Source organism: Pseudomonas sp. Pmew2 (assembly GCF_058129885.1).
In genome coordinates this window covers 302610-314697 of the sequence record NZ_CM176702.1, presented here as the reverse complement: position 1 = coordinate 314697, position 12088 = coordinate 302610, and the positions used below count along the sequence as shown (strand labels likewise).

Annotated in this window: 12 protein-coding genes and 2 pseudogenes; 2 read left to right on the top strand and 12 right to left on the bottom strand. The window is 50.5% G+C overall.

Annotation, left to right across the window (positions count from 1 at the left end):
- Window positions 1-316 precede the first annotated feature (316 nt).
- From AC4ANK_RS01490 to AC4ANK_RS01455, 8 genes and pseudogenes are all read right to left on the bottom strand, one after another.
- A pseudogene (locus AC4ANK_RS01490) lies at window positions 317-802 on the bottom strand (HAD domain-containing protein); the annotation flags it as partial.
- Between the two features lie 96 nt (window positions 803-898).
- Complete coding sequence (locus AC4ANK_RS01485) at window positions 899-1312, bottom strand: hypothetical protein (RefSeq protein WP_019741356.1); 414 nt, start codon at window positions 1310-1312, stop codon at window positions 899-901.
- A gap of 2 nt (window positions 1313-1314) precedes the next feature.
- Window positions 1315-2331 (bottom strand): hypothetical protein, encoded by a 1017-nt coding sequence (locus tag AC4ANK_RS01480; RefSeq protein WP_460384013.1) that lies wholly within the window; start codon window positions 2329-2331, stop codon window positions 1315-1317.
- Entirely contained in the window at window positions 2316-3065 is a 750-nt protein-coding gene (locus AC4ANK_RS01475; RefSeq protein WP_460382697.1) for an IS5 family transposase, read from the bottom strand. The genes AC4ANK_RS01480 and AC4ANK_RS01475 overlap by 16 nt, the downstream gene beginning before the upstream one ends.
- Before the next feature lie 68 nt (window positions 3066-3133).
- Window positions 3134-4144: a hypothetical protein gene (locus AC4ANK_RS01470; protein WP_460384011.1), complete on the bottom strand. Its 1011-nt coding sequence runs from the start codon at window positions 4142-4144 to the stop codon at window positions 3134-3136.
- Window positions 4145-4159: 15 nt separating this feature from the next.
- Entirely contained in the window at window positions 4160-5686 is a 1527-nt protein-coding gene (locus AC4ANK_RS01465) for a site-specific integrase (protein ID WP_002551473.1), read from the bottom strand.
- Window positions 5683-6573 carry a tyrosine-type recombinase/integrase gene (locus AC4ANK_RS01460; protein ID WP_157135839.1) on the bottom strand — a complete coding sequence of 297 codons (891 nt, stop codon included), beginning with the start codon at window positions 6571-6573 and terminating at the stop codon, window positions 5683-5685. Before AC4ANK_RS01460 ends, AC4ANK_RS01465 begins: the two co-directional genes overlap by 4 nt.
- Window positions 6574-7045: 472 nt before the next feature.
- Window positions 7046-8407 (bottom strand): OprD family porin, encoded by a 1362-nt coding sequence (locus AC4ANK_RS01455; RefSeq protein WP_002551471.1) that lies wholly within the window; start codon window positions 8405-8407, stop codon window positions 7046-7048.
- A gap of 819 nt (window positions 8408-9226) precedes the next feature.
- Here AC4ANK_RS01455 and AC4ANK_RS01450 point away from each other — a divergent pair.
- Window positions 9227-9355, top strand: a pseudogene (locus AC4ANK_RS01450) (taurine ABC transporter permease); the annotation flags it as partial.
- Window positions 9356-9702: 347 nt separating this feature from the next.
- Here the strand turns inward: AC4ANK_RS01450 and AC4ANK_RS01445 are convergent.
- A complete protein-coding gene (locus AC4ANK_RS01445) occupies window positions 9703-10143 on the bottom strand; it encodes a hypothetical protein (protein ID WP_031595513.1) in 441 nt (146 codons plus the stop codon).
- Here AC4ANK_RS01445 and trmL point away from each other — a divergent pair.
- Entirely contained in the window at window positions 10142-10597 is a 456-nt protein-coding gene (gene trmL / locus AC4ANK_RS01440) for a tRNA (uridine(34)/cytosine(34)/5-carboxymethylaminomethyluridine(34)-2'-O)-methyltransferase TrmL (protein WP_002551469.1), read from the top strand. The genes AC4ANK_RS01445 and trmL overlap by 2 nt on opposite strands.
- Window positions 10598-10845: 248 nt before the next feature.
- Here trmL and secB read toward each other — a convergent pair whose 3' ends face one another.
- Genes secB through AC4ANK_RS01425 form a run of 3 tightly spaced genes read right to left on the bottom strand, consistent with a single transcriptional unit; the run spans window position 10846 to window position 12042 of the window.
- A complete protein-coding gene (secB, locus tag AC4ANK_RS01435; protein ID WP_002551468.1) occupies window positions 10846-11334 on the bottom strand; it encodes a protein-export chaperone SecB in 489 nt (162 codons plus the stop codon).
- Window positions 11335-11374: 40 nt separating this feature from the next.
- Window positions 11375-11626 carry a glutaredoxin 3 gene (gene grxC, locus AC4ANK_RS01430; RefSeq protein ID WP_002551467.1) on the bottom strand — a complete coding sequence of 84 codons (252 nt, stop codon included), beginning with the start codon at window positions 11624-11626 and terminating at the stop codon, window positions 11375-11377.
- 2 nt (window positions 11627-11628) lie between these two features.
- A complete protein-coding gene (locus tag AC4ANK_RS01425) occupies window positions 11629-12042 on the bottom strand; it encodes a rhodanese-like domain-containing protein (RefSeq protein ID WP_002551466.1) in 414 nt (137 codons plus the stop codon).
- Window positions 12043-12088: the final 46 nt, after the last annotated feature.

Sequence of the window (12088 nt, the reverse complement as noted above, 5' to 3'; positions counted from 1 at the left end):
GCGTTAGGGGGTCATTTTTACAGTGGCGGTGACAGGTGCCCTCCTATGGAATAGATATGCCCTCCACAAATGAAAAGAAAATGCATATCCTGATCTTGGCTAACATTGCTAAAAGTTTGGCGCGAATAAGCGGACAACTTCAGTTCAAGATAGGCATTTACGCTTGGTCGACCAGTTTTTGCACCATTAACCAATAGTACTAGCATAATCGTCCTGTAAAGGGCTGCTGAGCCCTAAAGAGGACTGGTGATTATTTTGCACAGCGTCCGAAAGCTTTTAGGGTACTTCAGATAAGGCTCGCGCCCGAAATTATCTTTCATAGCAATCGGCTATTAGCAAGTTGCTCAAGCCGCTGGTATAGGTTTCGGCGTGCATCAGGATCGCCTAAGCCAAGTTGTGAATTGCAAGCGACAAGCCGATCCAATGCATCCTCCGCCCAACCTGCCGACTCGTCATCAAGTGAGATCCATTGACTAAGATGCGCCCGCGCAGCATATCTACTTATTTGGTCGTAACGCGTGCGCCCATCCCATACGGCTTCGTCTGCCCAGACCTTACCCATCGAGCTGTGCCAAGTTGCTCCTACGACTCGCTCCACCAAAAACGCGGGAAGGAACCCCAAAACACGATTGAAGCCTAGGTGACGCACCCAACTAGTGCTGAGTACTACTGACACGGATGGAAAATGCTCCAAAATTTCAACTAAATACGGTGCCCACATGAATAGCTCTCCATCAGCCCGGAGCATTGGACCTTGCCGGGAAAGATAGACTGCGTCCGGGTGGAGTACACCGTCGAAATCAAGAAAAAGAACGTAGTTTGCTTTTTTTCAATTTAACCTGCCGAAATCTAAGATTACCGTATTTTTTAGTCGACGGATGCTTCTCGAGAACCACACTCATGCAGAATCAGTTCGTTCCCGATCTATGGGGGGCAGAGGCATCAGAAGTTGATCCTCCTTTACACCATGCTTATAGGCGTTGTATTGGACAATGAGAAAATGCTCGAGCAACTGCCTGTTACGCTCCCTCTGTTCGGCAAGTTCAGACTCTAGCCGTCGAATGCGTTGGGCGGCGATTGCTAAGCTTGCAGGCTTGGCAAGTGAAGTGGCAGCCGTACGCTCATTAGTTTTACGGCTCTTGTATGCCGAAGCTATTGCTACATGTTTGCATAGAGACTGTCGGGTGGGCCTTTTTCCTATAACGAGCGTTACCCCGTCACAGATCGCATCCCAGGTCAAACCTGCTTGTTCCACACTATTTATATGCTCAACAATAGCCTTTACATCCTTGACGGTTAAATGCTTTGCCATTTTTATTCTACCTCCTTAGCTAAAGCTGTCCGACTGCTGACAGCTCGTTGAAGATGGCTATAGCTGTCACCAGCCAGGCGTATTAAAGAACCGTCTGGCAGGTCGTTGTTCGTTAAAAGTGAGATCAGCTGCTTTATTCTGGATATAGAGACTCTGTGATGTGCAACCCAACGATCAGCACCTATCGTTTCTTCGTCCGCCCCAGCCAACGCCAATGCAAGAACCGATTCCATACGCGTCAAACGTGCTTTCAGTCTTTCTAACTTTTCACTATCACCTTTGATGCACACCTGCTCCTCGCAATTATTGCAATCGCGATACTTAAGGCACGGCGCTATAATAAAATTATGAACACAAAAGCCCGCTTCAGTAACATGCATGGCCGGAGTAATGATACCCAAGAATTCGTCTTCCTTGACGGGCAGCATGGATCGCTGCACTAACTTCACACCTTCAGGCGCCTCACTTGCTTTAAATTTACTTTCGACTTTAGCTAATCTATCAGTATCAGTGACATGATCGTACGCTCTGTTTTGCAAAATATTAGCTCGACCAGACCACTTAGCTATGTGCTCTTGAGACAACCCCGCGCGGCTTGCCAAGGTATTTAAGAGATGTCGAATCTGGTGCGTGCTGACTTTCATTGATTGGCCGCTACTCCCTTTGTAATTATGACGATCAAAAATGCTTTGATGCCCTTTAACGTTAGGCCGCGGACTTAAATCAAACGTAAAAAAATTGACAGGGAGAATTTGCAGCTCTATTGGCATTGAAGCACGAGAACCATGAGCTTGGTTTCTTAATATACAAAATAACGCTTCGCTAAATTTAATCTTCTTGTCTTTGTCCAGCCATGGAAAGCTCGAGGGCAAGCGTTCAAGAGAATGCTGCCAGAGTGATGCCAACGAGTTTTTTCCATCACGGGAAGGCAACCCCCTGTAGTGCAAAGCCGTAGCAGCTTGTTGCCTATCTCTTGGATTCATCCCTAGGGTCTGTTCCCGTTTCACATTGGCAGCCACAGAAAAGCGCAGGCCATTGCTATGACGCTTTCATAGTTTCTCTTGAGTTTGTCGAACCGAGAAGCCGCCGCCCGGAAATGCTTCAACCGGGCAAAGGCGTTTTCTACGAGATGTCGATTGCGATATAACCCTTTGTCCAGATCTGCGTTCCCTTTCAGAGAATTGCGCTTTCGTGGAATCACCACTTTGCTGCCTTGCTGCTCGACCTGAGCGCGTATCGCTTCAGTGTCGTAGCCCTTGTCCGCAATGATCACTTCTGCATTGGGCATCTTGGCAATCAACGAGGCCGCCTGCGAACAATCATTGGTCTGGCCTCCGGTCACGTCAAATGCAATGGGCAGCCCACAAGCGTCTACAGCCAGGTGAATCTTGCTGGTGTTACCGGCTCGGCTTTTTCCGATGGCCTGGTCCTGCGTGCTGGCAGCACCTGCACTGTGCTGATGAGCCTTTACATAGCTGCCATCAATGAAAACCCACTCCATGTCAGGATCGGTCATCAGCACCTCAAGCACCTTGACCCACTTGCCTGAAGCAGACCAGGCATTGAACCGCTTGTAGACCTTGCTCCAGTTTCCAAACGCTTTCGGCAGGTCTCGCCAAGGGCAACCCACACGCATGCGGTACAGCATGCCTTCAACCGTGGTGCGCAAATCTCGCTTGTTGTAGATCGATTCGTGCAGCAAAATTTCTCGAAGCTTCGGCCAGTGCTCATCACTGAGCATTAATCGGGGCATTGCAGGCTCGTATTGGTGTTGTGTGAGAACTCCAACAATACGGGCCTGTTCTCATAGAGATCAATGGGTTACGTCGAAACGGGAACAGACCCTAGCGCAAGTGCCGCTTCGATCATGGTCAGCGGCTGGTCCTCAGGAACAGCAGGGCACTTGGGATGACGATAAAACCTGTTCGGAAAATCTTCGATCCATTTAGCAAGCTTACGTCCAGGCTCGGTTAACGCTCGAACTCGTTGAAAGGCAGTCTTTCCTATACCCGCCATCGTGGCAGGAATCCACTTAATGTCGCCCTCACCGCCTTTGGCGGAAAAAAACCTCCAGCCATACTGCACGACACCGTTCCTATCCTGCTCAGAATATTCAGCCCACACAGGCAACGCTAAAATTTCATTCCCTCTAGACGGTGCGCACATTGCCATCGCCATAAAGGAAGTGGTGAGTATGTCCCGAGGAAGCTCGGAGTTTCCGGCGAACACTTCTGCGATTGCGTCAAGAGCGGCATCATCTGGTAACTTGGATTGACGGTAGCGCTCTGCTTCACTACCAATCTTGGTACGTTTCACATCGGGCTTTCTAGTTGGATTTTTCCAGCCATGTATAGAAAAGGGCGTCAGCTGATTGTCAAACAAAAATTTTCCCAGCAACTCCAACTTACTCGATATCTGATAACAGGTCCCACCAACGACATAGTGTTGTCTCAAAAGCTGCACTGCCTCGTCCAACACTTGTACATTACATTGCCAGATTGCCCCCTCGCCTTTCAGCCGCATAAGTGCCGCTTCTATTGCACGTAGGCCAAGATAGCTATGGGCAACATTGAATCGGGGATCTCGAAATTTCTGGTGCCAAAGGTAAGCTTTAGCGAACTCTTTGAACTGCGGATCAAGATTATTTTCCGCAGCCGGCTTGCCGCGACCAACCCGAGGAGAGCCTAATTTAGTAAAGCCGACTTCAGGCCACCGTAGCGATGCCCACACCATCCCCGCGCGCCCACATTCCAACCGACATGTTGAGATAAAGTTTTCAACATTAATTCTAGCCGAGAATTCGTTATAAGAACTGCATGCGTATTCTTCCACTTATTAAAACCTCAGTTAAGAAGCTTGCGCCTTCATCTGTCTACATACTTCTATCACCTCTGCCACCGCAATAATAGTCCGATCTAGCGCAGCCGCAACGGCGTTATCTTGAGTACTGTGGAAAATAGCAGTGCGTTCTTGCACCAAATGCGTATAAAATTTTTCATGCGGACCGTTTAACCAAGCTTGAAAGTGAATGCATGTATAGCAAGGCATGGGGACATTTGCATCACATCTTCCCTCGTGTCCGCAAGTACCTGTACCCACGCCCGTGTGATCACGAATATCACTTCCTGGCACCTCGCATCTTTGTGCTTTTGATTTGCTTTCGACGATAGTACCTGAGAAAGCTGCAGCGTAGCGTGTAAGATGCTTACCAACTAATCTGTCAATATGCGCACCGTGTTCGGGCACATTACGCGTGTATACATGAGCATTGTCAGTATTGGAGTGATCCAACAGCTCTGCGATGATTATTACTCCGCACCCTTCCCTCGCTGCGCGGGTTCCAAGCGTATAGCGAAACCTACGAGGAAATACCTTAAGACACTTGCCGGTGCGCTCTGAGTAGACTTCACACTTATCCACAACCTCTTGAAGAATCTGCCCTGCCTGACGCCTAACCATATGTAACGTGTCGAGTTCCAAGAGAGTATTCAAATGCTCGATAGATTTGAGCTTGACTAGCTCCTGTTCATCGTAGAAAAGGGGAAGTTCGGAAACTATTTCCTCAGAAATAGTAGATCCGAGTTGCGCTTCGAACTGCGACACCACATGCTCATATTGCAGTTGCAGCACATCCCATATGATTTTTATAACTTCAACTTTTCGAAACTCGGCACGAAAACTCCCGCCCCGCTGTTTTATTCTGGGCACATTGACAAAGTATCTAAAAAATCCTTGCGCCACTGGAACGAGTAATAAATCCTTTAAACGGAGATTTAAAAGTTGCCAAGGTCTTCGGCCGCTAGCCTGAAGTAACATTACTAACGCCAATCCCGTTTTGGAGACGAGGCCTTGCTCGAATTTCATCGAAACCGTTTCCATGAAACCTTGAACCTCCACGTCGGAAAATGGACCTTCTTCAGGATGAAGTCTTTTGACAGCGTCACCTTTTATGGCCGCTTGAACTTTCCATCCCCGGAGCAGGTCATAAAGATCCCGCTCGACCCCAACGTTTTGCAACTCGTACCATTTACGAAGCAGAGCCCTGATGTAGCCAAGCGTAGTCGAATCAGAAAACCTGCGAAATTCAAGCAGTAAGCCACAGTCTAGCGGCCGTCCTGCAGCCATTTTTAGAAGTTTCCGAAAGGCATAGTCATAAAGTAGTACTGTCCTAGCTGCACATGTAACCGCAAATACGCTGAGCGTATTTACATAGGAATCGAAATTTTTCTCGTTTGACAGTGCTTTAACGGGCTTCAACAGCACTACCGTGTCCCTGTTAAGTCTCCATCTCGTATCCGTCTTGCAGAATTCGTAGCCGTCAGTTGAGGTTAACATCTCACACAAACCTACCGTACAGGACGGAAGCGAGCTCATAGATTTACTCCTCTCATGGCAATTTTCTGCAGTTTCAGGCCAGCCTCGAAAGCTACTTTCTCGACGAAGCGCTTGTTATAAAGCCTTGCGGTGCCAGACCCTTGCTTCCACCCCATCAAAACGGATCGTATAGCTTCTTGCTCAGACTCAGTCAAATCAAAGTGCTCAGAGTCCATCAGCTTGGAAAAACGGTAATTCCACGTGTGCCGAAGTCTATGCGCTGTTACATCTTTTAGCAAAGGTCGGTGTTGCTGAATAGTGTGCCACATTTTAGTATACGCAGTTACAGAAAAAGCTTTACCTTGTGTAGGACCATACTTATATGTAATGAACAGATAAGCACATTTTTTTGAGTTAGGCACACGATTTCGGTCAGTTATTAGATAGTTATGTATCTCTGAAATCATCCAATCGCTCACGATCAGTTGTCTATCTTGCGTCTTGACAAGAGGTTGTCTTACTCTAGTATCATCATATTGATCCGCTCTTCGTACAATTAATAACGTATTGTTAGAGAAATCAAAGTCTTCGATTCTAATATTCAGCAACTCCCCACCTCTAATTCCCAGCTCATACTCGAGCAAAACCATCAGGCGATTTCTGCGTCGAACACTCAAAGAAAAAGGATTGTTTAGAGAGTCTGGCTCTATTACGTCGAGCAGACAGGCAACCTGCTCGGCACTTAGCGCCCTATCAACCAAGCCGCTGTTTCGCGACTTTGGTATAGGCCTGCTATGGAGAAGCGCTGATACCATCTCTTTAATGTCGTCTTGCTCGCGCTGATGCATTGGAATCAACTGCATTGCGTACCATTTAAGAAAACTTGCTATTACTGTCAAACGCCGGTAAATGGTAGTTTTAGCAACACGGCGTTTTTCGCGATTCAATTGTTTGAGCGGATAAATCGGTATCTCTTCGTAACCTGCCCATTTACTAAAGTTGAAAGTACAGAAGTCTCGAAGACTATCTATCTCATGTCGAGAAAGGTAGATGCAACGAGCGAACCGGTCGGCTAAATCTATGTCTGACTCTACGCAAAACCGTAGTAGTACAACTAAGCATCCTGCATTGGCTGCAATTGAAGCATGAGATTGGCTTGTATTGCGAACACGGCACGTTAGAAACAGATTAGGTGAATAAAGCGGCAGTCCAGATCGCTTATCTACCACCAAGCTGTATCGTTCGCCATCAGACAGGACGACAGTACGGACACCGAATATAGGGGGCATAATATTTACAATATTCCTAGGTAAGGAATATTGTAGATTAGGTCATTTTTTGAAAAACGCCTTACCAATAAAAAAGGCCCTGAAATCAGGGCCTTAACGGTAAACTTTACACTTTACGCTTTGGTATAGCTCAGAAGTTGTAGGTGTAGTTGAAGATCAGACGGGTTTGATCGGTGTTGGTCGAGTTGTTCAGATCACCATCGGCACGGTAGGTACCGTGACGCAAGGTAGTGCCGAAGCCTTTCAACGGACCGCTCTGAATCACGTAGTCAACACGCATGTCAGTTTCCCACTCGGAGTAACTGTTATTGCGAGTGGCCGCAGTATTGCCGCGGATGTCGTCAGCATTCAGATAAGCGATTGCTGCTTTCAGGCCTGGAACGCCGACTTTGGCGAAGTCATACGAGTACTGACCGAACGTGGTGTTCTCACCCGCGCGGTTGAAGCCGTTGATCATCGAGTCAGTGAACAGGTAGAAGCTCGAACCGCCGTTGCCTTCAAGGCTCGAACGTGTGGTGCCGTCTTTAGTGACGCTACCCTGACCCAGGAAAACCATACCGCCGTTGTCGCCCACTTGTTGATGACCAACCATCAACGCATGGCCACCCAACGAGTAGGTGAACATGGCGGACCAGGTGGAGTTATCCACTTCGCCGGTGTTCTTGGCATAACCGTTGTTGTTGTTGAAACGGTAGCCGGTCGCCGCGTCGCTGTTTTTGCCGTCAGAGCTGCTGTTGAAATAACGCAGGTCAGTCTTGAAAGACTGGTTGTCGCTGATTGGGTAAACATGAACAAGACCCAGGAAGTGTTGCTTGTAGAAGTCTTCCAGGTTGGCGTAGTAGTACTGCAGGGTCAGGTCTTTGGTGACTTTCCAGTCAGCGCCAGCGAAACGGAAATGATCGCTGGTTTCGGAGGCACCTGCAACGGACAGGTCAGTCCAGTTACTTGAAGCACGGCCGATCGACTTGTTCAGCTGACCAGCAGTGAAAGTTACGGTGTCCAGATCCTTGGAGGTCAGGATGCCGCCTTGGAAAGCCTGAGGCAGAAGACGACCGTCGTTGCTGACCAGGATTGGCAGGTTAGGAGCCAGTGCATTACCGACTTTCAACTCGGTTTTCGAGAAGCGTACCTTGCCGTTGGCGCCCAGACGACTCCACTCGTTAACAGCAGAACCGTCGCTGTCGGTAGGCAGAACGCCGCCGTTCAAAGCGCCGGAGTGAGCGCCGCGACCGCCGTCAAGATGAACACCAACCAGGCCTTGCAGATCCAGACCGAAACCGACAGTGCCTTGAGTGAAGCCCGACAGGTAGTCGAATTTCAAGCCAGTGGCCGTCTCACGGCTGTTGTGGGTAGTGCCTTCGCGGTAATCGTTGTCAAAATACAGAGTACGAGAACTAACGGACGCTTTGCTGTCTTCAAGGAAACCAGCTGCACCGGCCTGCTGGGCCAATACACCGACTGTTACGGCCAAGGCCAGGGTGGACTTCTTCATTAACTACGCTCCTCGTGAATCTAATTTTTTATGTCTCCGGTGCCGGGCATTGCCCTGACCCAGAGATATTGCGAAAGGTGACAGTCCCGATCTGGAGATCAATGGATTCTGTACACCCCGACTTTTGACTAGACCGCGCATGTCGGTGGCCGTACGTTAGTGAAAATTCTTCATGCTCAAAAGAAACCGTTTTTCAGCTTCTAAGAACAATCAGGCATATGTCACAACTCGTGTCAGCCAGGACGTCACGGAGTGTATCGACCTAATCGGGTAATTCCCAAAATTTATTTCGGTACCGTTCGTCAGATCTTTTGGTTTTGTATCAGTGACCGGCCAAATCGCGACCAACCGGTCATAGTCCCCAACGGCAAAGCGCAATTTGCCTGCCAGTAAAAGCCTTGTAAAACGTGTACTTCAGAGAGATTAGTGATGAAATGTGACAATTGTCATCACCTTGACTGCCGACGCTCCACGGTCATGAAATATTTTCTAAAAACCGCTCCACACACCCTTTTTCAGCGTTTTTTACCGTCTGAAACATTCGCTCAACTGTAGTCCAGGTGAACAAAAAAGCAATTTTGGTGTCTGGCGCGTGACGTCCGAGCCGATTGGCAGATGCGTATCAGGTCCCTGATGTGCAGATGGGTTCTGCAGATGGCTCTAAAGACCCTTCATAAGCTAATTCCCAAAAGTTATTTATTTGCAGATTCTTAGATCACTTAGTCTCCTTATCCAGCCAGTCCTCGGCCCGTCCGATTCGGAGCTCCATCATGAAACTGCATTTTTCCCTGCGCTTGCTGACTGCGCTGTCGTTGACTGGCGCAGTTTCTGGTGACCGACGTTGTGGTGCTGGGGATTCTGGTGATCGCCGTGATCGCTTTTGCCATGGAGCTGGGCCTGCGCGCGCTGCAACGCAGGTTGGTGCCCTGGCATGGTCAGCAGCATTAATGCATCAGTATGGGTGTGTGCGTCGTTGCGGTGCGCAAATTGAGTGCATGCGCTGATACCGCATTGCGGGGCCTGGCGCGATACTCAGGACGACCAGATGCCGGCGCCGAGCATTCACATCGTCTGACTCATCAACCAGCCCAAGGTTTTTTATTATGAAAAATACTTAATAAATTCAGTATGTTGATGAGGTTAAAGAGCTTTGGACTCAAGAAATGCTTAACCGGATACGACTAAGTCAGCCTGCTCTTTCGGATTAATTCTGAAAACTGGCACGCACTCTGCAATAGGTATTACATCACCAGTTTTGGGGACCTTGGTACAGGCAGGCCGGGGATTCCCCTCTTTTATTCCTCCCGGAGACTGACCTCCAGTCTCCAGCGCCCGTCCACCTTCTCAGTGCGCCAATCGCCATGAAGTGGACGGGCTGCCAGGAGCGTCAGCACCAACCCCTTCTCACCCCGCTCCACCTTCCAGCGTGCAACCCTGTTGTCGAACCTCAGTTGGCCTGTCCACGGCTGTCCTGAAGCATCGACGTTAAGCACCACAGCGCCATCCACCGTCGCCCCTTGGTATTTCGGTTCTTCATTGAACCAGAGCGCCAGGCCGGCAGGCAGTTCCTCGATCTGCTCAAGTTCAACAGGGTCAGGTTGCTGCAGACGACCGATAATGGTGCCCACGGTAAAGCCGACAATCGCCATCGAACCCAGAACTCGCGGCCATAGCTTCGGTCTGGGGTCCTCTTCAGGGGTAGAATGCATCCCGTCCTTTCGTTCGGAGCCGTGCATGTTTCACGTCATCCTTTTTCAACCAGAAATTCCGCCGAATACCGGCAATGTCATCAGGCTATGCGCCAACAGCGGCTGCACCCTGCATTTGATCGAACCCTTGGGTTTCGAGCTGGACGACAAGCGCTTGCGCCGCGCCGGGCTCGACTATCACGAGTATGCCACGCTGCAGACGCATGCTGACCTGGCAAGCTGTCTGGAGAAGATCGGCAACCCTAGGTTGTTCGCCTTCACCACCAAAGGCTCTCGGCCTTTTCATGATGCGAGCTTTGAGCCAGGCGATGCCTTTCTGTTCGGCCCGGAGAGCCGCGGCCTGCCCGCCGACATCCTCGACTCGCTGAGCAGCGAGCACCGCCTGCGACTGCCCATGCGTGAGGGCTGCCGCAGCCTGAACCTGTCCAATACAGTGGCCGTGGCCGTCTATGAGGCATGGCGTCAGCACGGATTTGCTTAGGCCTAAGTGTGACATTTGCTTAATCAGACTGATGCTCCGCATCACACAGCGGTTCTGCGATTCAGTGAGATTCAGGCTCGACTCAGGTCACCTTTTCGCCCCTCGCCGAGTCCCTTCGCCCTGTCACTAACGTCGCAATTTACGTCGTCAGTGCCATCGCGATAAAAAGCATCCATGGCCCGGCCGCCGTTCTTGAACAGACACAAAAAAGCGCCCCGAAAGGCGCTTTTTGCTTTTAGCGGTAACGCTTATTGCACAGTCGGCGTTTCGCCAGCTTCCTGCATGCGTTGCAGCTCTTGGGCGTACAGGGCGTCGAAGTTCACCGGGGCCAGCATCAGCGCAGGGAACGAGCCGCGTACGACCAGGTTGTCGATGGCTTCGCGTGCATACGGGAACAGGATGTTCGGGCAGAACGCGCCCAGAGTGTGGCTCATCGCGCCGTCGTCCAGACCCTTGATCAGGAAGATACCGGCCTGTTGCACTTCAACGATGAAAGCAACTTCGTCGCCATTGTTGACGGTCACGGACAGGGTCAGCACGACTTCATAGAAATCGCCTTCCAGCTGCTTCTGACGGGTGTTGAGGTCCAGGCTGACGGTCGGTGTCCACTCCTGGCGGAAGATTGCCGGGCTTTTTGGCGCTTCGAACGACAGGTCGCGAACGTAGATACGCTGCAGGGAAAATTGTGGGCCGTTTTCTTCGTTGGCAACAGCGCCGTTGTTCGGTTGGTCGGTCATCTCGGATCCTTGTCAGATAGGGCTGAAAGTTTAAGGGGAATCAGGCCAGCAGCGCATCAAGCTTGCCGGCACGCTCCAGAGCAAACAGGTCATCGCAGCCGCCCACGTGGGTCGAGCCGATCCAGATCTGCGGTACGGAAGTGCGACCGGCCTTCTTGGTCATTTCGGCACGCAGTTGCGGCTTGCCGTCGACACGGATTTCCTCGAAGGCCACGCTCTTGCTCTGCAACAGCTGTTTGGCACGTATGCAATACGGGCAATAATCGCTGGAATAGACGATGACTTGAGCCATGTTCACTTCACCAGGGGAAGGTTGTCGCCGCGCCAGCTGGAAATACCGCCGGACAGCTTGGCCGCCTTGAAGCCGGATTTGAGCAACTCGCGGGCGGTGGTGCCAGCATGCTGCCCCATTGCATCGACTATGATCAACGTCTTGTCCTTGTATTTCTGCAGTTCAGCGGTACGCGTCAGCACCTTGTCCTGCGGGAAATTCAGGGATCCCACGATGTGGCCGGCAGTGAAATCCTTTTTCGAGCGCACGTCGATGACCACGCCCTGGTCGCTGTTGACCAGCGCGGTCAGCTCGCGAGTGCTCAGGCTGGCACCGCCCTTGCTCAGTTCGTAAGCGATCAGCAGTCCCAGCAGAATGACGAAGGCACCGGTGATCAAATAGTGGTTAGTGGCGAATTCAAGCAGGTGAGCAACCATCAGTAGGTTCCAGGGCGTTAAAATGTCGGCCAGTATACACAGCAGC